The sequence below is a fragment of the Phytoactinopolyspora alkaliphila genome, from assembly GCF_010550695.1.
Taxonomy (GTDB): domain Bacteria; phylum Actinomycetota; class Actinomycetes; order Jiangellales; family Jiangellaceae; genus Phytoactinopolyspora; species Phytoactinopolyspora alkaliphila.
Window position 1 is genome coordinate 130416 of sequence record NZ_JAAGOB010000013.1, and the last position, 23947, is coordinate 154362.

Genomic DNA, 23947 nt, shown 5'->3' on the forward strand with positions numbered 1-23947 from the left:
TTACATGATTATTCAGGGGGATCAGGACGGGGTGGGGCGGGGGACCACGGGGCCGCCGACGATCGCGTCGATCAGCGCGTCCACGGGCTGGCGAGGGGCCTGCGGATTCGCGACGAGGGTGATGTCAATGTCCCCGAGCTCCGGGAGCCCCAGCGACGCCGGCAGCGCCTCGATGTCGGTGGGGATCAGGCTGGACGGGAAGACGGCGATGCCGATCCCGGCCCGCACCGCGGCGAGCACGCCGTTCACCTCGAGCGTCTTGCAGGTGACCCGCCAGCTCCGCCCGACGTCGGACAGCACCCGCACGGCGGTGGCCCGGCTCAGGCTGTGGGTGGCGTAGGTGATCAGGGGGATGGGCTCGTCCGGTGAGAGCTGGGTGCCGGGCAGGCCGATCCACACCAGCCGGTCCCGGCGGACCACCCTGCCTTCGCTCTGGCCAGGAGGCTCCTTGATGAAGATCAGGTCGAGCTGATTGGCCGCGAGGCGGCGTTGCAGGGCGGCAGTCTGGGTGACGGTCAGCTCGAGGTTGAGCCGGGGATGCAATTGCCGGAAGTCACGCAGGATGCGCGGAAGCTGAGCCAGGGCGAGGTCGTCGGCCGCGCCGAAGCGCAGCCGGCCCTGCATGGCAGAGCCGGTGAAGTAGCTCACCGCCTCGTCGTGCGCGGCGAGGATGCTGCGAGCGAACCCGGCCATCGCCTGACCGTTGTCGGTGAGCACGACGGTGCGGGTATCCCGGTTGAGCAGCTGCCGGCCTGCGCTCTCCTCCAGCCGGCGGACGTGCTGGCTGACCGTCGGCTGACTGATGCCGAGCTGGGCGGCGGCACCCGTGAAACTCAGCGTCCGGGCGACGGCGAGAAATGTGCGCAGGTGGACCGGATCGAACACGGCGAGGGCTCCGATGGGTGGTCTGGATTCATTACGTTCACTGATGACATTAATAGCAGCAATTTATTTTGCGAATTCTAACGAATCAATTACGGTGAAGAAGACCGTCCCCTCCGACTTGTTCCAGGAACCACTGTGCCCACGGCAACCGCCGAATCCCGTCCCGTCCCTTCGAGCTCTTCCCAGGACCGCTCGCCCTCCTCATCGCCCGCACGCAAGCCGTCGTCGCTGCGTGCCACCCTGGCGGCATTCCGGGTCCGCAACTACCGGCTCTACGTCACCTCCCAGGTCCTGACCAACAGCTGCGGCTGGATGCAGCGCATCGCCCAGGACTGGCTGATGCTCACCCTCACCGGTGACGTCGCCATGGTGGGGCTCACCGTCGCGCTGCAGTTCACTCCCATCCTCGCCTTCGGCCTCGTCGGCGGCATCCTTGCCGACCGCTACGACAAACGGCGCATCCTGATGATCACCCAGTCGGTGATGGGGCTGGTGGCGCTCACGCTCGGTGTGCTGACACTGACCGGCGTCGTCGCTCCCTGGCATGTGCTGGCGATGGCAGCAACGCTGGGATTCACCACCGTCGTCGACAATCCGGCGCGGCAGTCGTTCGTCCCGGAGCTGGTGGGGATGGAGCATCTGCGCTCAGCCATCTCGGTCAACGCATCGGTGTTCCAGCTCGGCGCCCTGGTGGGTCCGATGTTGGCGGCGGTGTCCATCGAGCTGGTCGGTGAAGGCCTGTCCTTCGTCGCCAACGCCGCCGCCTGCTCGGTCGCGGTCGTCTTGCTGGTGGCGATGCGCCCGGGCGAACTGAAAGCACCGCCGGTGGTAGCGCGGGCACGTGGTCAGCTCCGTGAAGGGCTGGCCACCGTGCGGAGGGAGCCACAGCTGCTGTGGCCGACCGTGCTGGTCGGATTCGTCGCCGTCAGCGGCATCAACCTGGCAACTGTTCTCACCGCGTACGCCGACCGGGTGTTTCACAGCGGCGCCGGCGGCTACGGCCTGCTCAGTGCGATGGTGGCCGTCGGCGCCATCATCGGCTCGCTGGCCACCTCACGGCGCCACACTCGGCTGCGTCAGCTCGTCGTCGGTGCCGCGGCGATCGGTGCCCTGGAGATGGTGGCTGCCACGATACGCAGCCAGGTGTTCTTCGCGGTGCTGCTCGTCGCCATCGGCGTGGCCGTCCTGACGTATCTGACCTCAAGCAACGCCCTGGTACAGACGACCACCGCGCCCACCATGCGCGGCCGGGTGATGTCGCTCTACATCATGGTCCTTCTCGGTGCGCAGGCTTTGTCCGGTGTGCTGATCGGCTGGATCGCCTCGACGTTCGGCGCACACGCCGCCATGGCCGCCTGTGGCTTGGGCCCGCTGCTCGGTGCCGCCGTGGTGGGGACGGTCCTGGCGAGGCGGGGGCAGCTGAGCGCCAGGGTGATGATTCGTGACCGCCCGGGACGCGGCTTCGTGTATATCGTTCCGCAGCGCGATGTCCGGCCGTGGCTGCGCCCTCAGCCGGCGGCGTGGTGGGCGGCGCGCCTGGCACCGATCCGGCGGCGACGCCACGCGGCCGGGCACCATGAAACGCGGCCGGTACCGGCGCAGTGCGCGAAAACGGCCCTCAACCCCGGTCGAGGGCCGTTCACGGCATCGCCTGGCCGGGGCGACGCAAGTGGAACTCTCAACGTCGGCCGGGTGGGTAGTACCCACGGCCTACTTGACCCCAGGTTAGCATCGCGCGTGCCTCCTGGTACACGGCCACGATGACTGTTCCGGCCATCCTGTGAAAGGGAATGTAGACCTCTGGTCCGTGGTTGCAGCGAAGGCAAGGGATAGTCGACCACGAGAGATGAACGAGGCTACGCATGAGCGACGACAAGAGCTTTAACGAGCAGATCATCAAGGAGTTCCGAGCCAACGCAGGGAGCGTGGGCGGCGACTTCGAAGGCACCCCCATGGTGCTGGTGACCACCACCGGAGTGAAGACCGGTCTGCCCCGTACAAGCCCGCTGGTCTACACGCGCGACGGGGACCGGCTGGTCGTGATCGCGTCGAACGGCGGCGCCGACAAGCACCCCAGCTGGTACACCAACCTCCGGGCCAACCCGATCGTGACGGTCGAAGTGGGTGAGGACACGTTCGAGGCCAAGGCGATCGTCGCCGAGGGTGCCGAGCGCGACCGGTTGTTCGACGCGCAGGCCGAGCTGATCCCCGGCTTCCGGGACTACGAAGCCGCCACCAGTAGGGTCATCCCGGTTGTCACGCTCGAGCGCCTCGGCTGACGCATTACGCCGCCCGGAAGTCGTCCGCGTGGTCGAGCGCCCATTGGCGAAACGTGCGCGCGGGCGCACCGGTGATGTCGCGTACCGCCGTGGTCACGGCTTCCGGCGTGCCGACCATCGACGCCCAGCCGTCCAGAGCCTTCTCCACGAACGACGGGTCACCCCACATGTTCAGAAGGACCACACGTGCCTCGGCGACCGGCATCTCCTCCCAGCGGACGGGTATGCCGATCGCCTCGCCGATGATGCGTACTTGTTCTGCCTGGGTCAGCTGATCCGGGCCGGTGACGTGGTACGCGGCGCCGTCGTGACCGTCCTCGGTGAGTGCGCGGACGGCTACCGCGGCGAGGTCCGCCTCGTGGACGAGGGCGCGAGTGGCCGCACCGTAGGGCCAGCGCACCACGCCGGTACGGATCTCGCCCGCCCATCCGAGGGTGTTCGCCGCGAATCCTCCTGCCCGAATGAACGTCCAGTCCATCCCTGACCGTTCGACCAACTGCTCGATCTCGCCCCAGAAGCCGTCTGCGCGCCCGCCGTCATCCCCGGCGGCGGACAGATAGACGACGTGGCGGGCTCGCTCGGCGATCAGATCGACGACGGCCGGCGCGGCGTCGATTGAGAACAAGGGCCAGAGGAGGAAAACCGACCTTACGCCGTCGAGGGCGGGTCGCAGGGTCTCCGGCGAAGTCAGGTCGCCTGGAACGAGTTCGACCCCGGCCGGCAGGTTCGCCATGCCGGGATCGCGAACCATCGCTCTGACGGTGGCACCTCGGTCAAGAGTTGCACCACCAGCTGCCGTCCGACGTTGCCGGTGGCGCCGGTGACGAGGATGGGTTGCGATGGGTTCATTGTGGTCTCCGCTCGTGTCCTGGTGACCGCCGCGGTGGCACGACGGGCGAGCCCGAATTCCGGCTGCGTCACAAGCGTCGAACTTAAACGTTGGTTTAAGTCAAGGTAGTGTGGCGTGAATGACATCGGGAGCACCGGGTTCAGACGATCTCACCATCGGTGAGCTGGCCGAACGCAGTGGCATCCCCGCGTCGGCGCTGCGGTTCTACGAGCGACAGGGTCTGATCCGAAGCCGGCGCACCACAGGCAACCAGCGACGCTACCACCGGTCCATTCTCCGGCAGGTGGCCTTCATTAGAGCGTCGCAGACCGTCGGCATCCCGTTGTCGGACATCGGTGACGTCCTGGCGTTGTTGCCGGAAGGCACGGTCCCCACGCACGAATTCTGGGTCAGGGCCTCGCAATGCTGGCAGGACATGCTCAACGCGCGCATCAAGAAGCTGCAGCGGATGCGCGACCTGTTCACCGAGTGCATCGGTTGTGGGTGCCTTTCGCTGGAGCAATGTCACCTGATCAACGCGGGCGACAAACTGGGGAAGCTGGGCTCCGGGCCTCGTCGGCTGCTCAAGGACTAGAGCCCGTCCCCTTACTGCTTCCGGCGGAGCTCAGGAGTAGTGCTCGCGAAGGTAGGCGGCGAACTTCTCCAGGCCGTCGATGTTGCGGGGACTGCTGATGCCCTCGTTGTAGTCGAGCACGAAGAACCTGTCGGCCTTCACGGCGGGAAGTTCGGCCGTCACGGGTGAGGTGCGTAGGAACTCGATCTTGTCCTCCGCGGGCTGGTCGCCGTAGTCGAGGATGATGATCACCTCCGGCTGCGCCTCGACGACCGCCTCCCAGCCGACCTGGGTCCAGCGGGCGTCGAGGTCGCCGAAGATGTTCTCGCCGCCGGCGAGGCGGATGATGTCGTTCGGAGGGACCTGGCTGCCCGCGGTGAACGGCTGGTCTGTTCCGGAGTCGTAGAGGAAGACCGGTGGTGGGTCGCCGGCCGGGGCCTGGTCCTCCACCTCGGCGACGCGCTCCTTGAACCCGGCGACCACCTCGGCGGTAGTGTCCTCGACACCGAAGATCCTCCCGAGGCGCTCGAGGTCGGTGTACAGGCCGTCGAATGGAGTGACGTTCTCCGGGAAGCCTGGGTAGTTGAAGCAAGACTCGGTGTGCATGAAGCTCTGGATGCCGAGCCCGTCGAGGATCGCCGGGGTGATACCCCGCTGGTCGCTGAAGCCGGAGTTCCAGCCGGCCACGACGAAGTCCGCCTGGGCGTCGACCACGAGTTCACGGTTGAGCAGGTCGTCGCTGAGGAACTCCACCTGGGCGTACTCCGCGGCCCATGGCGACTCCTCGACCGGCGGGTTGGCCGGGGGCATCACGTAGCCGTGCACGTGCTCGGTGAGACCGAGGGCGAAGAGCTTGTCGGCGCTGCCGCCCTCGTACACGACGGCCCGTTGCGGAGTGGTGTATTCGACCTCCTCGCCGCAACGAGGGACCGTGACGGACTGGATATCGTCGTCGGACTCCAGCTCAGCGCCACATCCGGCCAACAAGACGCCCACGCCGGCGAGAGCAAGGGCGATAGCCGTGGCCGGACGTCGTCTGGGTGTCGTGGTCATGCGGTCTTCCTTTGCCGTTCGGGGGCGGATGAGGGACTGGAGGAGATGCTGTCCGCGGGTGGCCGGCCAGGGGAGTGGCCCGGATCCGGCGCTAGCGTGTAGAGCAGCTGAGGATCGCCGGTCAGGGGATGGGGGACGATCGTCGCTTCCACCCCGAAGACATCTCGGATCAGCGCCGGCGTGAGGACCTCCGGCGGCGAGCCGGAGACGACGAGCCGGCCCTCGGCGAGAACCCCAAGCCGGTCGCACGCTGCAGCGGCGAGATTGAGGTCGTGCAGCACCACGAGGACGGTGAGCCCGGAGCCCTTGAGGAGCGAGAGCAGTTCGATCTGATGCCGTATGTCGAGGTGGTTCGTGGGCTCGTCCAGGACCAGGACGCGCGGCTCCTGGACGAGCGCACGGGCCACCAGCACCCGCTGCCGCTCGCCTCCGGAGAGCTCGAGCACGCCGCGGCCGGCAAGGTGGGTGATGTCGAGCTGCTCCATCGCCTGCCGGCACAGCTCACGTTCCCGGTAGCTCAGGGGCTCGTTGCCGCGCAGGTGAGGGGTTCGCCCGAGCGCGACGATCTCCTCGACGGTGAAGTCGAGATCCGATCCGCTCTCCTGGGTCAGCGCGGCCACAGCCTGGGCACTGCGTCGCAGGCTGAGCGACTGAAGGTCGTCCTTGCCGATCCAGACCGATCCGGTGGTGGGCTTCAGCGCCCTGTACACGCAGCGCAGGGCGGTGGACTTCCCGGAGCCGTTCGGGCCCACCAACCCGACGACCTGCTCGTGGCCGACGTCGAGGGACAGCTCGCGGACCAGATCGGTGCCGTCGACGCGGACGGATACGGCATCGAGGCGAAGGTCCATCACCGGCTCCCGAACAGGTAGGCCTTGCGGCGCATCAGGGTGATGAACACCGGCACGCCGACCAGTGCCGTGATGACGCCGAGAGGAAGCTCGCGAGGAGCCACGAGGGTGCGTGACGCCAGATCGACCCAGACCATGAAGATGGCGCCGACCAACGGCGCCACGGCCAGGACCCGGTGGTGGGCGGCGCCCAGCACGATCCGCACGATGTGCGGGATGACGAGGCCGACGAACCCGATGGCGCCGCTGACGGCAACCATCGCGCCGGTCATGACCGCTGTGAGGACGAACAGGCCGCGGCGTACGCTGCTCGCGTCGACACCCAGGCTGGAGGCGGTTTCGTCACCGAGGGTCAGCACGTCGAGCGGGCGACCGAAGCGACGCAGGACGACGGTGCCGCCAACCACGGCGACCGCGACGACGGGGAGTGCGCCCCAGGTGGCGGCACCGAAGCTCCCCATCGACCAGAAGAGCACGGTACTCGTCGCCTCGCTGCTCGGTGCGAGGTAGATGATCACGCTCATGACAGCCTGGAACCCGAAGGACATCGCAACGCCGGTCAGGACGAGGCGAAGTGGCAGTACGCCCATCCGCGAGTACGAGATCAGGTACACGAGGAACGTCGCGCCGAGCGCCCCGAGGAACGCACCGGCCGAGACCGCGAAGACGCCGAAGACGGCCAATACCCCGAAGACGCTGACGACCACCGCGCCGACCGATGCCCCGGAGGAGACGCCGAGGATGAACGGGTCGGCGAGGGCGTTTCGCACGAGCGCCTGGATCGCGACGCCCACCACGCTCAGGCCCGCGCCGACGATCACCGCGAGCAGCACCCGGGGGGTCCGGATCTGCCAGATGATCTGGTATTGGGTGGTCTCTTCGGCGCGGATGATGCCACCGGTGAACCCGGACCACAGATAGCGGGCCGTGTCGCCCGGCGACACGACGGCGGTGCCGAGTCCGATCGCCACCACGGCGGAGGCCGCGAGCACCACCGAAAGTGCGACGACGGGGACGAGCGTCGTTCGGCTGGGAGGCGCGGCGATGTGCACGGCGCCGACGATATCAGGAAATGAGAACCATTACTTATTGCGGTGTCGCGTCCACAGTCCCGGGTAGTCGATGACGATGCCGTCCTGGTCCACCTGAAGGTCTGTCCTGAAGGAACCGGACTCGTACCTGTACGCGGCACCGGACTCATGCGTGTTCGCGGCCCGGTCAGGGGTGTCTGTTCGGGTGTACCGCTGATCCAGGGTGCTGATGTCCAGCTCGGCGCCAGGCTGGATGTACACCGCCCGCGGCGACGCCGATTCACCCGGCTGCAGGCGGAGCCTGCGAATCGGCAAGGTGTTGGTGAACGGCGTGAGTGCGATGTCCACGTCGATGCATCCGGCCAATTCGGACATCTCCGATTCCGGGTCGCTATCCAGGTACCAGCGGCGGTCATCGTCACTGGTCAACGTCATGAGCGGGTGTCCGTGCAGGTTCAGGGAGACGTGCCGGGTGTGCCACGCGTCGTCGCATGCGATCTGGTAGTGGAGCCGGGCGGGTATGCCGTCCTCGGTGGCGATGACCATCCCGTCGGCCCTGATACCCCCGGCGACCGAGCGCACCTGCACGAGCTCACCGCCGGCCCAGCGGTTCGGCGTCCACACGATCACACGGTCCAATGGTTCCTCCTTAGGCGGCCGGGTGGCGACGACCGGTAGTCCCAGGCGTGCCGGGGTTGTTAACCATCTAACGTGTAACGAAGGTTAGCGAAGGCGCCATGACCTATGCAACCGGTAAACTCTTTTCAATGGTTAACGCATCGCGCGGGCAGGCGGCTCCGGGAGCGTTGGAGTCCGTGCGGGAGCTGCTCAATACCTGGAGCATCCCGAATCAGACTCGACGAGCCGAGGACCGCCTCGAGGAGTTTGCGCAGGATCGTGGCGTTCCGCGCGGAAGCCAGCGCACAGTGCTGGCAGAACTGCGGGATGACCTGCGCGGCCTCGTGGAGGGCTCGGCCGGCGCCGACGCGGTACTCAACGACTGGATAGTCCGGCTCGACGTCCGCCCGCATCTGGAGGCGGCCACCATCGGCTATCGGTCCGGTCCGGAGCCGGCCGGCGAGTTTCTGGTGGTGGTGCTGGACGCAGTCGCGGCGGCGACCTGGCCGCGGCTCAAGGCGTGCCCGGACTGCCGATGGGTCTTCTACGACCACACCCGCAACGGCAGCAAGAAATGGTGCCTGATGACCGCAGGCGGCCCGGACGGACGCTCGTGCGGGAGTATCGCCAAGGTCCGGGCGCACCGGGACCGGGCGCGGGCGGCACGCCCCGGAGCGAGCCGCTGACGAACGTCACGCCGAGGTCACCCAGTGCTGGTTACTGCGTCGACGAGCCGCTCCATCTCGTCCTCGGTGTTGTAGTAGTGCGGCGACGCGCGGACGGCCTCCTTGGCTGCCCTGGAGTCGTACTGTTGCTCGTCGCCGTGGGTGACGCTGACGTTGATACCTTGCTCCAGCAGCATGTCGCGGATCTGCAGGGAATCGCGGCCGTCGACGGTGAACGTCGTGATCCCGGACTTCTTCTCGCCTCGGTCCCACAGCTCGACGCCGGGTTCGGCGGCGAGCCGCTCGCGCAGCATGGCGGCCAGGTGAGTGATCCGCTCCTCGATGGCGTCGACGCCGAGTGCGGCGGCGTAGTCGGCGGCCACGCCGAGCCCTATCTGACCTGCGACATAGCGCTCCCAGGTCTCGAATCTGCGCGCGTCGTCGCGCATCTTGTAGGTGTCGGGCGCCGTCCATTCGGCCGACCGCATGTCGAGGAACGGTGGTTCCAGAGTGGTGACGACGTCGTGGCGCACGTACAGGAATCCGGTGCCGCGCGGCCCCCGCAAAAACTTCCGGCCCGTGCTGGAGAGCATGTCGCAGCCGATCTCGGTGACGTCGATGGCCAGCTGTCCCACCGACTGACACGCGTCCAGGAGGTACAGCACGTCGGATTCGCGGCACAGGCGGCCTACTTCGGCCGCCGGATTGACCAGGCCGTTGTGGGTAGGAACGTGGTTGATGGCGACGAGGCGGATGTCACCCTGGCGTAGCTCTTCGGCGAGATGTTCCACCGACAGCTGGCCGTGCTCGTCGTCCGGGACGACGTCGACCCGCACGCCGTACCGGCGGGCCACCTGCTGAAAGGCGATACCGTTGCTCGAGTACTCCGTGGTGGTGGTGAGAATGCGATCGCCGTCGCGGAGCGGGATCGAGTAGAAGGCCATGTCCCACGCCCGGGTGGCGTTCTCGACGAACGCGATCTCCCCGGGCTGGGCTCCGATCAGACCGGCGACCGCCGGATAGAAGCGCTGCGTGCGTTCGGCGGCGCGATGGTAGGCCTCATAGCCGCCGGTAGTGGCCTCCAGCTGGAAATGCTCCGACACGGCATCGATGACCGGCTGCGGCATGAGCGCGGCTCCGGCATTGTTCAGATGGACGACCGTGGCACAGCCAGGGGTCTCCGCACGCACCTTCTCCACGTCGATCACAACGGCGCCCTCCTCGTCGGCTCATGGACCGGTGTACCCACTCTGGCTGACGCTACGTCGCCAGGGCGACAGTCAGCAGGGCGGCCGCGGCGAGACAAGCGGCGGCCCGGAGATGATTGCCCGTTGTCCAGCTGGACAGGTAGCCGGCCCAGCGCTCCTGCGCCTCCGGTGCCTTCGGGTCCACATCGGCCAGGGCGTTGTTCCGTGGCACGTGGAAACCGGCCGTCAATGCGAAATTGCCGGCCAGGAACACCACACTCCCGGCCAGGACGAGGGCCGCGGCGTCCTCGCCCCAGTTCGCGACGGAGACCACGATCAGCACGAGGCTGAGCACGGTGGGGAGGAAGAACGCCGTCATGAACCACGGCCTGACCGCGGCGGCGTTGATGGCCTGCATCGCCGCGACGGCCGATGCGGACGGAAGCCGTGCGAGCGCGGGCATCACCATCACCGAGAACACGAAATAGGACCCTGCCATCAGACCGGAAAGCACAGCCGTGACGAGGGTCAACGCATAGACGAAGCCATCCATCATCGGGGTAGCTTCTCACGAAGCTAGCTGGTGCGGGACATGCTCGACGGCCACCAGGCTCGGGCGCCGATCTCGTAGAGCAGGCCGGGCACGACGAGCGAGCGCACGATGAGCGTGTCGATCAGCACGCCGACGGCGACGATGAAGGCCAGCTGGACGAGGAAGAGCAGCGGAATCACCGACAGCGCCGCGAACGTCGCGGCCAGCACGATCCCCGCCGAAGTGATCACGCCTCCGGTGACGCGCAGCCCCTCCAGGACGCCCGGCCGGGTGCTCCGGCGCATGCTTTCTTCGCGGATGCGGGTGGAGAGAAAGATGTTGTAGTCGATGCCGAGCGCCACCAGGAACACGAAGGCGAACAGGGGCACCACCGGATCCGCGCCCGGGAAGCCGAAGACATGGTTGAACGCCACGGCGGAGATGCCGAGGGTCGACAGGTAGGAGACCACCGTCGTGGCGACCAGAAGCAGTGGCGCCACCACCGAGCGCAGCAGGAGCATCAGGATGAGCGTGATGACGACGAGGACGATCGGGATGATGGTCCACAGGTCGCGGGTGGCGGTGGTGCGGGTGTCGAGGTCGGCGGCGGTCTCCCCACCCACGAGCACCCGCGGGTCGGCCTCCGTCAGCGCGTCGCGTAGCCGCTCGACGGTGGCGATCGCCGCGTCCGAATCCGGCGCCGCCGTCAAGGTGGCCTCCAGCTCGCTGATCTCACGCCCGTCGACCACGGCCGTGTCGTCGCCCACGGACACCGAGGCGATTCCGTCGTCGGCTTCCAAAATGCTCTCGAGCTCGGCCGCGCGATCAGCGCCGCCGATGACCACGACGGGGCTTCCTGAACCGGCCGGAAAGAGCTCGCCGAGAGCGTCCTGGCCGGTGACCGATTCGGGGTTGCCGAGGAGGAACTCCGACTCCGGGACGCCGGACGCCTTGAAGGTCGGCGCCAGGGCGGCCGCCACCACCAGGACGAGCAGGCTGGAGAGCCAGAACCGCCGGGGATGGCGGCCAGTAGCGGCCGCAAGCCGCGCCCAGCCGCGATGGTCCTCGCTGCGGGCGGGCGCGCCTTCTCCGCCGGCTTCTCCGGCCGGCCGCGGGACGAACGGGACGAACGCCAGCCGTCCGGTGAGCGCCAGCAGGGCTGGGAGGAACGTCAGCGACGCCAGCACGGCGCAGACGATGCCCACGCTCGCCACCGGGCCGAGTGCCTTGTTGGAGTTGAGGTCGGAGAGCAGAAGACACAGCAGACCGGCGATGACCGTGCTCGCGGATGCGAGAATCGGCTCGACGACGCCCCGCACAGCGCGCCTCAGCGCGGTGATCACATCTGATTCGTGGCGTAGCCCGTCGCGATACCGGGCGATGAGGAGCAGCGCGTAGTCGGTCGCCGCGCCGATCACCAGGATGAACAAGATCCCCTGGGCCTGCCCGTTCAGGGTGATCCAGCCCGCGTCGGCCATGGCGTAGACCGCGACGACGGACGTGGCGAGTGCGCCGATCGAGCTCATCAAGACGAGCAGGGGGAGGAACGGGCTGCGGTATACGACGAGGAGGATGACGAAGACGGCTGACACGGCAACGACCAGGAGAATCCCGTCGATGCCGGAGAAGGCCTCGGACAAATCGGCCGCGAAGCCGGCTGGCCCGGTCACCTGAAGCACGATCCCCGGTGGGCCGCCGGCCAGGACGGCGCGGATCTCGCCTACCACCTCGCCGGCGTCACCCTGGACGGCGGCGAATGCCTGCACCCCGGCAGGTGAATCGTCCACCATGCGCTCCGACGGAATTGGCGGGGAGACCTCACCCACGCCCTCCAGTTCGCCAACCTGGCTGAGCAGCTCTTCCAGGGACCGCAGATCGGACGGCGTGAGGCCGTCGTCCGCGGTGGCGACCACGATGGCGGGGGGCGCGGCGTCGTCGTCGAACCGCCGCTGGATCTCGGCGACCTGAGTCGATTCCGCGCTGTCCGGGAGGAAATCGGCTTGCGACTGGGATTGCACCTCGGAGAGCTTGCCGAAGAACGGGCCTCCGGCTCCGGCAAGGGCGAGCCAGGCGAGAATCAGGATGGCCGGGAACAGCCACCGCGTTGTCCACCGCATGTCTCGCCTCCGTCGATGGCCAGCCTACGCCACGTGAACGGTGAGCCGGGCGGCCAATGTGCTGACGGAGCACGGGACACCGGACAGCCGTGCCGCGGTGCGCTGGGAGGCGAGCCGGCGGGGGATGATGTCTATGGCGCGCCCGGCGCCGTCCCGCATCCGGCGGCTGACGTGGCAAGATGAATGAATGGCACATACCCTGGCCGGCCGGGCGGAGACCCCCACTCAGGCAAAGGTTCTGAAGCTGCTCCGCGACGAAGGACCGTTCTCCCGTGTTCAGCTGGCAGACCGCCTCGGCGTGTCTCGCACCACGATGGCCAGTGAGGTGAACCGGCTCACCGAACTGGGGCTGGCCGAGGGCGCGGGACCGGCGGCGTCTCGCGGCGGACGCCGCTCGACACTGGTGGATCTCTCTTCGGACCTGCGGTTCGTGGGTATCGACATCGGTGCCACGTCGATCTCGGTGGCGGTGACCGACGGACGGCTCGCGGTCCTCGGTGATCGGCAGCACGTGGATATGGACGTGCGGCTCGGACCCGAGCATGTGCTGGGCGCCGCACTGGAGCTGACACGCAAGCTGCTGGCGGAGCACCGCATCGATCGCCCGTCTGGCGTGGGCGTCGGCGTCCCCGGTCCGGTTGACTTCCACAGCGGGGTGCCCGTCTCGCCTCCCATCATGCCCGGCTGGGACGGGTATCCGGTGCGCGACGCCGTGGCACGCGAGCTCGGCTGTCCGGCGCTACTCGACAACGACGTGAACCTCATGGCCCTGGGGGAGGAGCACTCCGGTGTCGCCAAGTCGGTGCCGTCGTTCCTTTTCGTCAAGATCGGGACCGGTATCGGCTGTGGCATCGTGATCGGCGGTGAGCTCTATCGAGGTGTGGACGGCTGCGCCGGCGACATCGGGCATATCCGGGTGGAAGAGTTCGGCCCTACGTGTGCGTGCGGGAACAGCGGCTGCCTGGAGGCGTACTTCGGTGGCTCGGCGCTGGCGCGGGACGCGATGGCGGCCGTGCGCGGCGGGCGCTCCCCCGCGCTGGCCGCGCTGCTGGAAGAGAAGGGAGAGCTCAGCGCCGAAGATGTCGCACTGGCCGTGGCTCAGGGCGACGCGCACGCGGTGCAGATCATCCGGGACGGCGGTCACCGGGTCGGCTGGGTGCTGGCGAGTCTGGTCTCCTTCTTCAACCCGGGCCTGATCGTCATCGGCGGACGGGTGGCGCGTCTGGGACACCCACTGCTGGCTGAGATCCGGGGGGTGGTGTACCGCCGTTCGCTTCCATTGGCCACGGGAAATCTCCCGGTGGTTCTCAGTGAGATGGGCGACGACGCGGGCGTCGTGGGCGCGGCCGCGATGATCAGCGAGGCCGTGTACGCCGCCGCTTGAGTTCGCCGGCATCCACCAGGAACCACCCTGTACATGTGACGTACGCGGACCTTCGCGTGCCCGACAAATGACGAACCCCAACAGTCTTTCGAAATTATCTTGCGAAAGATGCACGGAAACTATTGACCCGGCGTCCACGCAACTCTATGTTTCATCATCATCCAGACAAGCGGGGCGCTGGTTGAAGGGGGGAAGTCGACACACTCGCGTATTCGCTCCCACGCGTCGTTCCTTGCGTCTTCGGTCTCACTCAACGAGGAGAACCCACATGGCACGTCCGGAGATCAATCGACGGCAGTTCCTGCGTGCGGTCGCAGGCACCACAGCGGCAGTCGGCGCCGCGGCACTGGCCGGACCCGGGTTGGGCGTCGCCAACGCGGCCAACGGTGTGCTGATTCCGCGCGGCAAGATCGGCATCCAGCTGTTCACCATCCGCAATCTCGTCAGCTCGCTCGGCTTCCGGGCCGTGTTCGAGGAGTTGTCCCGGATGGGGTACCGGCAGATTGAGTTCGCCGGCTACACCTCGCCGGCGGAGCCGGGAATCACACCGGCGCAGATCCGTCAGCTGCTCGACGACAACGGCCTGCAGGGCATCGGCGGGCACCGCGGACTGAACAACTTCCGCAATGACATGCAGGCTGAGCTGGACATCGCGGAGACACTCGGCTTGCCGTACATCGGCACGGCGAACGAGCCCGTTTCGTCGGCCAACCGGACTGTGGCCGGGTACCAGGCGGCCGCCGAGGAGTTCAACCGGTTCGGTGCGGCGGCGGCCGAACGCGGCATCAAGTGGTACCACCACAATCACCAGAACGAGTTCCGCTTCGCCAACGACGACCCCAGTGTGCGTCTGTACGACCTGCTGCTGTCCGAAACCGACCCGAAGCTGGTCTACCTGGAGATGGACATCTACTGGGCGCACGTCGGCCAGCACATCGCCCCGGGTTTCGAGCCGGCCGACTACGTCCGGAACAACATCCGTCGCTATCCGCTGTTCCACGCCAAGGACGGCGAGCGGGCACAGAACACCAACGGCTACAACATCGTCGAGTTCGGCGCCGGTGACATCGACTATGCCGGATTCTTCCGGAGCATCGGCGCCAAGGGCCCGCACTACTCCCTGTACGAGCAGGACAACGCCCCGAATACGCCGGCGGAGCTCGGTGGCGCGTTCGGCGCCGCGGAGCGCAGCTACCAGGCCATGTCGGGCCTTCGCGGCTAACCAGACGGCGATTCCGCGCGACCGCTCAGATACCGGTAGCGCGCGACGAACACCTTCAAGTGCGGCTCACTGCGACCGCGGCCCGTTTCCGTTTCCAGTCAGCACGTGAACGCGGCCGCCGTGAGCCGGCTTCTTCTGCATGCAGCCCTCATCGATGAGAGGACCACACCGTGCATTCTAGACCGTCCCTGCTCGCCAGAACCTTGCTGGCAGCGCTGCTGCCTGCGGCCGCGCTCGCGTTCGCCGTCCCGGCGGCGGCTCACGAAGGCCACGAGCACGCTCTGGACTGGAACAACTACGAGAAGATCCTGCTGACCAAGGACACCGGCGAGCCGATCGATCTGGCTGTGCTGCCGGACTCGCGGGTGCTGCACACCGCGCGCAACGGCGATATCCGGCTCACCGACCCAGGAACCGGCATCACGAGCGTCATCAACACCATAGACGTGTACGCGAACTCGGAAGACGGCCTGCAGACCATCGCCCTGGACCCGGACTTCGAAGAGAACCAGTGGGTCTATCTTTTCTACGCTCCGCGGGCGATGGACGCGCCGTATCCCGAGACCACACCGTCGGGCAACGCGCCGACATCCCTTCCCGCAGGCCAGACAGAGGCGTTCTGGGAGCAGTGGAAGGGCTACAACCTCCTGGCCCGGTTCAAGTGGGACGAGGAGACGAATTCGCTGGACCTGTCGTCCCAGCAGGACATCATCAAGGTCGAGGTGCAGCGGGGGCAGTGCTGTCACGTAGCGGGCGACATCGCTTTCGACGAGGACGGCAACCTGTACCTGGCTACCGGCGACAACACGCCGGCCAGTGCCCCCGGCGCGAACGGCTTCGCACCCAACAACGACGCTCCGGGCGTCAACCCCGGGATGGACGCTCGTCGCGGCGCGGGCAACAGCAACGATCTGCGCGGCGCGATCCTGCGGATCAATGTTCAGGAAGACGGCTCCTACACCATTCCCGACGGTAACCTCTTCGAACCAGGGACCGAGGGTACCCGGCCCGAGATCTACGTGATGGGCCTGCGCAACCCATTCCGGATCGACTACGACGCCCAGTCCGGCGCCCTGGTCTGGGGCGACTACGGTCCCGACGCCGGATCGCCGAACGCGCAGCGCGGCCCGATGGGCTTCGTCGAGTGGCAGAGCACCACCGATCCGATCAATGCCGGCTGGCCCTACTGTCACGGCCCCAACGCGAACTACAACGAGTGGGACTTCGCCACGGCTACGCCGGGCGAGTGGTTCGACTGCGACGCGGGCGCGGTGAACAACTCGCGGTGGAATACCGGCTTGAGCCAGTTGCCGCCCGCGACCGCACCGCAGCTCTACTACGGCGACAACGACACGCACCAGCCGTGGCCCGAACTGACCAACTTCGGGGCCGGCAGCGGGCAGGGCCCGATGGGCGGACCGGTCTACCGGCACGACCCGCACAACGAGTCCGCGTCCGCGTTCCCCGAGTACTGGGACGGTAAGGCATTCTTCGGCGAGTTCTCTCAGGACTACGTGGCCACCTTCACGCTGGACCTCGCCGCGAACGGGCCGGTGACGGAGATCATCGACTTCCTCCCGAACTCGCACCTCAACTCGGTGGTGCAGCCGCCATGGGACAACCCGATGGATCTGGAGTTCGGCCCCGACGGCTCTCTGTACGTCCTGGAGTACGGCGACGGCTTCTTCCGGCAGAACCCGGATGCCGGGCTCTACCGCGTCGACTATGCGGAGGGAAACAAGTCGCCTCAGGCGCACATCTCCGCGGACCCGATCTCCAGCAGTGAGGCGCCGCTGCCGGTGAACTTCGACGCGTCGCGGTCGCGCGATCCGGAGGGTGCTCCCCTCACGTATGACTGGGACTTCGACGGCAACGGCACGTATGACGCCGCGGGTGTCACGGTGAGCCATACGTACACCGACCTGGGACGGTACGACGCCAGGCTGCGGGTCACCGACCCGTCCGGCAAGTTCGGTCTGACCACCGTCCAGATCTCGGTCGGCAACGTCGCTCCCGACGTGACTCTGAGCACTCCTGACGGCGGCTTCTTCGACTGGGGCCAGGCGGTTCCGGTGACTGTGGGCGTCAGCGACCCCGAGGACGGTGACGAGCCGGTCTGCTCGCGCGTGAACTGGGCCTTCGGCCTCGGGCACGACGAGCACGCACACCCGTTGAGCTCCGGAACCGGGTGCACATTCGGGGTGCCGACACCGGTGGACGCTCCCGAGCACGGCGAGACGGAGAACATCTACGGCGTACTCGTCGTCGGCTACACCGACGAGGGCCACAACGGGGTTCCGCCGGCCCGCGGCGAGGCGTCGCTGATCCTCAACCCGAAGACGCAGCAGGCCGAGTGGTTCGACGATATGCAAGGCGTCGAGGTCACCGAGGACGAGACCGCACGTGGCCTGCGCAAGGTCACCTCGTTCGGCGCCGGCGACTGGATCGCGTTCGACCCGGTGAACTTCGAGGGCATCGACGCCATGGTCACCAGGGCCTCCGGCCGCGGCACTCTCTCGCTGCGCTGGAACGACCCCAAGGCGCCGGCGTTCGCCACCGCGACGTTCCGGGATGGTGGCGGCTGGACCGAGGTGGAGACGGCCTTGTCCGGCGCACCGGAGGGCAGTGGCCGTCTCTACGTCACCTCGACCAGCGGCGTGGAGGTTGACGAGTTCGCCTTCACCGGTGACGGCATCGCCGATCTCACGCCGCCCGAGGTGAGCGTCACGCTCAACCCGGCCGAGCCGGACGGCGCCAACGGCTGGTACACAAGCAACGTCTCGGTCGCCGTCAACGCCACCGACAACGGCACGGTGGCCAGCCGTCAGCGCTCGACCAACGGCGGCGCCACCTGGTCCAACGCCAACAACCCACTGACGGTGAGTGCGGAGGGCATCACCACCGTCCACTACCGCGCCACGGACAACGGAGGCAATGTCTCCGAGGTCGGTGTGGTTGAGGTGAAGATCGACAAGACCGCTCCGACGGTTACGGTCAGCGGCGTCGACGACGGCGCGGAGTATGCGGCCAGCGAGACGGTGGAGCTGGAGTTCGCCGCCAGTGATGCCACGTCGGGGATCGCCGCTGTGGAGGCGGAACTCGATGGCGAGCCGATCGAGGCGGGAGAGCTCGACCTCTGGACGCTGGCTGTCGGCGCGCACGAGCTGGTGGTGACGGCGACCGACGAGGCGGGGCACACGGCCGCTGAGACGGTGGAGTTCACGGTGACCACATCCTTCGCGGATCTGGCGGCCATTGTCGACGGCTACCGTGCTGCAGGCGCCATCGAGCGGGACAGCGTGCCGGTGCTCCTGCACGCCAGGCTGGACAACGCCGCCAAGCACGCTGACGCCGGCCGTACCGCGCAGGCGGTCAGCGAGCTGGAGAAGGTCATCCGGACCGCCGGCGACCGCCGGTACGTGGTGGACGGCGATGCCCGCGACGTGCTGGTGCATCAGGCCGAGGCGCTGATCGGGCAGCTCTCCGGCTGAGGTGCCCCGAGGGCGGCCGGCACGCAACCCTGCATGCCGGCCGCCACCGGGTGATGTTTGTCCAACAAGTTTGCAAAGTAGTGTCACAAATCGGTGAAACTCATGCATTGCGTCTTGACCTGATGCGAAACACGCACTTAGTTTGTTCAATCAACGGACAAAGATTGTGACCTGGCTTACATGTGGAGGGGGGTGGCGGCCATGGACGTCGTTGTCGATCAGATCTCGTTACGCCGGTACAACCTCAGTGCCGTTCTGCGTCACCTCTGCGGGGCCGGACCGCGCTCGCGTGCCCGAATCGCCACCGACCTGGGCTTGAACAAGGCCACGGTCTCCAGTCTCGTGGCCGAGCTCGGTGAGCGCGGCCTGGTATTGGCCGGGGATGTCGAGCGAGGCCAGGTCGGCCGGCCCGGCCAGGTGGTCGAGGTCGACGGGCGGGTGTGCGGCCTTGGGCTGCAGCTCGGCGTCGACCACGTCGCCGCCTATGTGCTCGACCTGCGCGGTGAGATGGTCAGCTCACATCACCGCCGGCTCGACATCCAGGACCTGGGCCCCGCCGGCACACTTGCCATGCTTGCCGAGCTGATCGGCTCGATCGTCGGCGGGGCAGCTCAAGACGGACGGCACATCGCCGGAGTCGGAGTGGGCGTCCCGGGGCTGGTGGAGAGCGCGGCTGGGTCGCTACGCATCGGCGCCAACCTCGGCTGGCGCGACACCCGCGTCGTCGACGAGCTGGTCACCCTGCTGGGAAATCCCGAGTATCCGATCCATCTGGACAACGACGCCAACCTCGCGGCCATCGCCGAGCGTGCCACCGGATGCGCGGTGGGCGCCGGAAACCTCATCTACCTGACGGGTGACGTCGGCATCGGCGGCGGTGTCATCGTCGACGGTCGGGTGCTGCGCGGCGCGGACGGCTTCGCCGGCGAGGTGGGGCACATGACTCTGGCCGGCGACGGCCGCTTGTGTGGATGTGGGCGCAAGGGATGCTGGGAGACCGTCGCGGGGATGCCCGCCCTGCTGCGCGAGATCGCCGATCCCGGTAGCCCCATCGCCGATCCGGCCATGGAGTTGCAGGAGCGACTGGCGGAGATCCGCCGCCGGGCCGAACTCGGCGACGCCCGGACGCTACGGGGCCTCGACGCCATCGGCACCGGCATCGGCCTGGGCGCATCGGTCCTGGTCAACATCTTCAATCCGCAGGTCCTCGTCCTCGGTGGCTTCTTCTCCGTGCTGGGCGATCTCCTCATGCCGGCCATCCAGGGTCAGCTCTCCGGGCAGGTGGTGTCCGAGTCGCTCAGCCAGTGCCGGGTGGAGCGTTCCGCGTTCCCTTTCACGGCGGCCGCCCGTGGGGGTGCGCACGTCGTCCTCGAATCCGTCCTCGCCGATCCCACTCGCGTACCGCCCGGTCTAGCCCGGGCAGGAGGTAGCCGATGAGCACGTCCACCACCAGCTTGCCGTTGCTGCAGATGCGCGGGATCGTCAAAGAATTCCCCGGTGTTCGCGCGCTGGACGGCGTCGACCTGGATGTCGTTGCGGGCGAGGTGCACTGCCTGCTGGGACAGAACGGCGCCGGCAAGTCCACACTGATCAAAGTGCTGGCCGGGGCGCACCAGCCGGATGAGGGCGAGGTGTCCTGGCTCGGCGAGGAGACCCGCATCTCCGATCCGATGTCGGCGATGCGCCTCGGGATCGCCACCATCTATCAGGAGCTCGACCTGGTGGACGGGCTCACGGTGGCCGAGAACATCTATCTCGGTCACGAGATGGCCACAACTGGATTTTTGCACCGCGCTCAGGCGGCCCGGTCGACGCGGGCACTCATGGAGCGGCTCGGCCATCCGGAGATCTCGCCGCACACGGAGGTCGGCCGGCTCTCCGCCGCGGGGAAGCAGATCGTCAGCATGGCCCGCGCGCTGTCGCACGACGTGCGGCTGATCGTCATGGACGAACCCTCGGCGGTCCTGGACCAGGAAGAGGTCGCTCGCCTGTTCAAGGTGATCCGGGACCTGGTGTCCGACGGCGTGGCGGTGGTCTACATCTCGCACCGGCTGGAGGAGATCCGGGAGATCGGTGACCGGGTCACGGTGCTCAAGGACGGCCGGACAGTGGCCACCGGGCTGCCTGCCCGCGGTACGCCGACCGCCGAAGTGATCCGGCTGATGACCGGCCGCTCGATCGAGTACGTCTTCCCCGAGCGGAGCTTCCGGCCGACAGCGGGTGAACCCGCGCTGGAGGTGCGTGAGCTGAGCCGGGCGGGCGAGTTCTCGGACGTGAGCTTCGAGGTCGCGCCCGGCGAGATCGTCGGGTTCGCCGGCCTGGTCGGATCGAGTCGCTCGGAGATCCTCGAGACGATCTACGGTGCGCGCAAGGCGACCTCGGGCTCGGTCCTCGTGCACGGCCGCGAACTGCGGCCCGGCTCGGTCGGCTCGGCGGTCGCCGCAGGGGTCGGGCTGTGCCCGGAGGAACGTAAGAGCCAGGGCCTGCTGATGACCGAGTCGATCATCAGAAACGTGAGTCTCGCATCGTTGTCCAGGTTCGCCCGCGGTTCGTTCATCAACCATGGTGCCGAACGCGCGGCGGCGGTCGAGCAAGTGAAGGGGCTGGACATTCGCCCGCACGACCCGAGCCGGGAGGTGCGGACCCTCTCCGGCGGCAATCAGCAGAAGGTGGTACTGGGGCGGTGGCTGCTCAAGGGCTGCGACGTGCTCCTTCTCGACGAGCCGACCCGCGGTGTCGACGTGGGGGCGCGCAGCGAGCTCTATGCGCTGATCCGGGAGCTCGCCGACAACGGCGTGGCGATCGTCCTCGTCAGCAGTGAGGTGCCCGAGGTGCTCGGGCTGGCCGACCGGGTCCTGGTGATCCGTGAGGGCCGGGTGGTCCATACCGGGCCGGCGGCCGATATCGACGAACACCAGGTCCTCGACCTGGTGATGGAAGGGAGCGTCACGTGACGGAGAGAATCACCCCGGCGACGCAGGCTGCCGGCCGGGCGACGCCCCCAAGCTCGGATGAGCACCGGCGCGTCGAGGAAGCCGCCGCGCGCGCCGGGCAACGGGAGTCGACGTTCGCCCGGATCATGGCCAGTTCGGCTGGCCGGAACATGGGCCTCGTCGTCGGCCTGCTGATCATCATCGCCATCGGTGTCATCACCGCGGGAGACCGGTTCGCCACGTTCGACAACATGATGACCATCCTGCGGTACGCCTCGATCATCGGAGTGGTGAGCATCGGCATGACGTTCGTCATCGCTGGTGGCGGCATCGACCTATCCGTGGGCGCCATCGTCGCATTGGCCTCGGTCTGGGCCACCACCGTGGCCACGCAGACCATGGCGGCGGACTCCCACTGGATTGTGATGGTGTTCGCGGCCCTGGCGGTGGGCGCCGGCTGTGGCCTGGTGAACGGGGTACTCGTCGCCTACGGGCGGATGGCGCCGTTCATCGTCACGCTGGCGATGCTCGCGGCGGCGCGCGGGCTCGCCGAGATCATCTCGCAGCGGCGCACCCAGATCGTCGACGTGCGAGATTTCCTCAGCTTCTTCGGCGGCAGCGTCCTCGGGGTCCCGGTGCTGGTGATCATCTTCGCGCTGGTCGCCGCCGCCGGCTGGGTGCTGCTCAACCGCACTACGTTCGGCCGCCGCACGCTGGCGGTGGGCGGCAACAGCGAGGCTGCCCGGCTCGCGGGGATCAAGGTCCAGCGGCACACCATGATGCTTTTCGTCCTGCTCGGTGTGGCCTGTGGCATCGCCGCGGTCATGCTTATGGTCCGAACCACCACAGGCACTTCCACCCACGGCTTGCTCTTGGAGCTCGACGCGATCGCGGCCGTGGTGATCGGAGGGACGCTGCTCTCCGGCGGGCGGGGCACCATCGTCGGCACGGTCTTCGGCGTGCTGATCTTCGCCACGCTCACCAACATCTTCACCCTGAACAACCTCGACACGTCGACGCAGAACGTGGCGAAGGGCGCGATCATCGTGGCGGCCGTCCTGCTGCAACAGCGGGTGGCAGCTCGCAACGGGGGGACCTAACCGGCCCGCCACCACATCACATCCCGTTCACACCTCGATTCCAAGGAGATCTCGATGTCCAGCTCGATCACCGTATTCAGCGCGAAGCGCAGGCTGCTCGGCACGGCCGGCGCCTTCGTCCTCGCCGGCGCGCTCATCGCCGGCTGCACCAGTAATGAACCCGAGAGCACCGACGACGGCGACGAGAACACGGCGGAGGAGTCCGGCGACGACGGTGCGGCCTCCGGCGGCAACGCCAACGACGAGACCGGTGAGACCGTCACGATCGGCTTCTCCGGACCCGAGGCCGACCACGGCTGGCTCGCCGCGATCAACAGCTCCGCGCTCGCCGAGGCGGACAAGTACGACGACGTGGAACTGCGCGCGGCTGAAGGCACCAACGACGCGAGCCTGCAGATCCAGCAGGTCGAGACGTTCATCAACGAGGGCGTCGACGCGATCGTCCTGCTGCCCACCGACGGTGCCGCGCTGACCGACATCGCCACCCGTGCCATGGACGCCGGCATCCCGGTGGTCAACGTGGACCGGGAGTTCTCCAGCCCGTTCGCCGCCCGCACCACCATCCTGGGCGACAACTACGGCATGGGCGTCTCGGCCGGCACGTACGCGTGCCAGCTGATCGAGGAGAACAACATCGACGACCCGGTGATCGCCGAGATCGCAGGGATCGACGCGTTGCCGCTCACCCAGGACCGCTCGCAGGGTTTCGCCGACGCACTTGATGCGTGCGGCGAGGACGTCGACAACCGGGTGGCGGCCGAGTTCACCGTCCAGTCAGGGGAAGCCGTGACGTCGAACCTGCTCCAGGCGGCTCCGGAGATCGACATCATCTGGAACCACGACGACGACCAGGGCGTGGGCGTGAAGGCCGCGTTCGACAACGCCGGCCGGGACGAGTTCTTCTTCATCGGCGGCGCCGGGTCGTCCAACGCGATGGAGTGGATCCAGCAGGGCGAGATGGAGGCCACCGTGCTCTACCCGCCGACGCAGGCCGCTGACGGCATTCGGCTGGCGCGCCTGCTCGCGCAGGGCAAGGGCATGTCCGACCTGGTGCAGGTCGAGGTGCCGCGCCGGATCGTGCTCAACGCGCCGGTGGTCACCGCCGACAACGTCGACGAGTACATGCACCTGGGCTTCGACTCCTGACGAACGAGCGCGGGTGCCCGCCGGCGGCGAGCCCGGGCACCCGCGCTGGC

General features: G+C 67.7%; 19 protein-coding genes and 1 pseudogene. 11 read left to right on the top strand and 9 right to left on the bottom strand.

The window, feature by feature from the left end; genetic code table 11:
• Positions 1-21: 21 nt before the first annotated feature.
• A complete protein-coding gene (locus tag G1H11_RS20860) occupies positions 22-885 on the bottom strand; it encodes a LysR substrate-binding domain-containing protein (RefSeq protein ID WP_163820526.1) in 864 nt (287 codons plus the stop codon).
• 135 nt (positions 886-1020) lie between these two features.
• On the opposite strand from G1H11_RS20860, the gene G1H11_RS20865 reads away from it, so the two are divergent.
• Together G1H11_RS20865 and G1H11_RS20870 are read left to right on the top strand one after the other, a co-directional pair.
• Positions 1021-2649 carry an MFS transporter gene (locus G1H11_RS20865; RefSeq protein WP_216843991.1) on the top strand — a complete coding sequence of 543 codons (1629 nt, stop codon included), beginning with the start codon at positions 1021-1023 and terminating at the stop codon, positions 2647-2649.
• 98 nt (positions 2650-2747) lie between these two features.
• Positions 2748-3164 (top strand): nitroreductase family deazaflavin-dependent oxidoreductase, encoded by a 417-nt coding sequence (locus G1H11_RS20870; RefSeq protein WP_163820527.1) that lies wholly within the window; start codon positions 2748-2750, stop codon positions 3162-3164.
• A gap of 4 nt (positions 3165-3168) precedes the next feature.
• Here the strand turns inward: G1H11_RS20870 and G1H11_RS20875 are convergent.
• Positions 3169-4013 (bottom strand): annotated as a pseudogene (locus tag G1H11_RS20875) (SDR family oxidoreductase).
• 119 nt (positions 4014-4132) lie between these two features.
• Between G1H11_RS20875 and soxR the strand changes: the two are divergent.
• On the top strand, positions 4133-4588 hold the full coding sequence (soxR, locus tag G1H11_RS20880; RefSeq protein ID WP_163820528.1) for a redox-sensitive transcriptional activator SoxR: 456 nt from the start codon (positions 4133-4135) through the stop codon (positions 4586-4588).
• Positions 4589-4618: 30 nt separating this feature from the next.
• Here soxR and G1H11_RS20885 read toward each other — a convergent pair whose 3' ends face one another.
• The 4 genes from G1H11_RS20885 to G1H11_RS20900 are packed head-to-tail and all read right to left on the bottom strand — an operon-like array spanning position 4619 to position 8132.
• A complete protein-coding gene (locus tag G1H11_RS20885) occupies positions 4619-5620 on the bottom strand; it encodes an ABC transporter substrate-binding protein (protein ID WP_163820529.1) in 1002 nt (333 codons plus the stop codon).
• Complete coding sequence (locus G1H11_RS20890; RefSeq protein ID WP_163820530.1) at positions 5617-6471, bottom strand: ABC transporter ATP-binding protein; 855 nt, start codon at positions 6469-6471, stop codon at positions 5617-5619. Before G1H11_RS20890 ends, G1H11_RS20885 begins: the two co-directional genes overlap by 4 nt.
• The gene (locus G1H11_RS20895; RefSeq protein WP_216843993.1) at positions 6471-7523 is read right to left on the bottom strand and encodes a FecCD family ABC transporter permease; all 1053 of its coding nucleotides are present in this window, start codon (positions 7521-7523) and stop codon (positions 6471-6473) included. The genes G1H11_RS20890 and G1H11_RS20895 overlap by 1 nt, the downstream gene beginning before the upstream one ends.
• Before the next feature lie 30 nt (positions 7524-7553).
• Positions 7554-8132 (bottom strand): putative glycolipid-binding domain-containing protein, encoded by a 579-nt coding sequence (locus tag G1H11_RS20900; RefSeq protein WP_343074895.1) that lies wholly within the window; start codon positions 8130-8132, stop codon positions 7554-7556.
• 137 nt (positions 8133-8269) lie between these two features.
• Between G1H11_RS20900 and G1H11_RS20905 the strand changes: the two genes are divergently transcribed.
• Positions 8270-8806 (top strand): CGNR zinc finger domain-containing protein, encoded by a 537-nt coding sequence (locus G1H11_RS20905; RefSeq protein WP_163820532.1) that lies wholly within the window; start codon positions 8270-8272, stop codon positions 8804-8806.
• 17 nt (positions 8807-8823) lie between these two features.
• Here the strand turns inward: G1H11_RS20905 and G1H11_RS20910 are convergent, their stop codons facing one another.
• Genes G1H11_RS20910 through G1H11_RS20920 form a run of 3 tightly spaced genes read right to left on the bottom strand, consistent with a single transcriptional unit; the run spans position 8824 to position 12621 of the window.
• Positions 8824-9993, bottom strand: a complete 1170-nt coding sequence (locus G1H11_RS20910) for an aminotransferase class V-fold PLP-dependent enzyme (protein ID WP_163820533.1) — start codon at positions 9991-9993, stop codon at positions 8824-8826.
• 52 nt (positions 9994-10045) lie between these two features.
• Entirely contained in the window at positions 10046-10528 is a 483-nt protein-coding gene (locus tag G1H11_RS20915; RefSeq protein ID WP_163820534.1) for an anthrone oxygenase family protein, read from the bottom strand.
• Positions 10529-10548: 20 nt separating this feature from the next.
• On the bottom strand, positions 10549-12621 hold the full coding sequence (locus G1H11_RS20920) for an MMPL family transporter (RefSeq protein WP_163820535.1): 2073 nt from the start codon (positions 12619-12621) through the stop codon (positions 10549-10551).
• Between the two features lie 199 nt (positions 12622-12820).
• Between G1H11_RS20920 and G1H11_RS20925 the strand changes: the two genes are divergently transcribed.
• From G1H11_RS20925 to G1H11_RS20955, 7 genes are all read left to right on the top strand, one after another.
• Complete coding sequence (locus G1H11_RS20925; protein WP_425501266.1) at positions 12821-14005, top strand: ROK family transcriptional regulator; 1185 nt, start codon at positions 12821-12823, stop codon at positions 14003-14005.
• Positions 14006-14273: 268 nt separating this feature from the next.
• Positions 14274-15227 carry a sugar phosphate isomerase/epimerase family protein gene (locus tag G1H11_RS20930; protein WP_163820537.1) on the top strand — a complete coding sequence of 318 codons (954 nt, stop codon included), beginning with the start codon at positions 14274-14276 and terminating at the stop codon, positions 15225-15227.
• A 170-nt stretch (positions 15228-15397) separates the two neighbouring features.
• Positions 15398-18718 carry a PQQ-dependent sugar dehydrogenase gene (locus G1H11_RS20935; RefSeq protein ID WP_216843994.1) on the top strand — a complete coding sequence of 1107 codons (3321 nt, stop codon included), beginning with the start codon at positions 15398-15400 and terminating at the stop codon, positions 18716-18718.
• A gap of 201 nt (positions 18719-18919) precedes the next feature.
• Positions 18920-20155, top strand: a complete 1236-nt coding sequence (locus G1H11_RS20940; RefSeq protein ID WP_216843995.1) for an ROK family transcriptional regulator — start codon at positions 18920-18922, stop codon at positions 20153-20155.
• On the top strand, positions 20152-21672 hold the full coding sequence (locus G1H11_RS20945) for a sugar ABC transporter ATP-binding protein (RefSeq protein ID WP_216843996.1): 1521 nt from the start codon (positions 20152-20154) through the stop codon (positions 21670-21672). Before G1H11_RS20940 ends, G1H11_RS20945 begins: the two co-directional genes overlap by 4 nt.
• The gene (locus G1H11_RS20950) at positions 21669-22751 is read left to right on the top strand and encodes an ABC transporter permease (RefSeq protein WP_216843997.1); all 1083 of its coding nucleotides are present in this window, start codon (positions 21669-21671) and stop codon (positions 22749-22751) included. Before G1H11_RS20945 ends, G1H11_RS20950 begins: the two co-directional genes overlap by 4 nt.
• A gap of 54 nt (positions 22752-22805) precedes the next feature.
• Positions 22806-23897, top strand: a complete 1092-nt coding sequence (locus G1H11_RS20955; RefSeq protein WP_163820539.1) for a substrate-binding domain-containing protein — start codon at positions 22806-22808, stop codon at positions 23895-23897.
• The last annotated feature ends 50 nt before the right edge of the window (positions 23898-23947 follow it).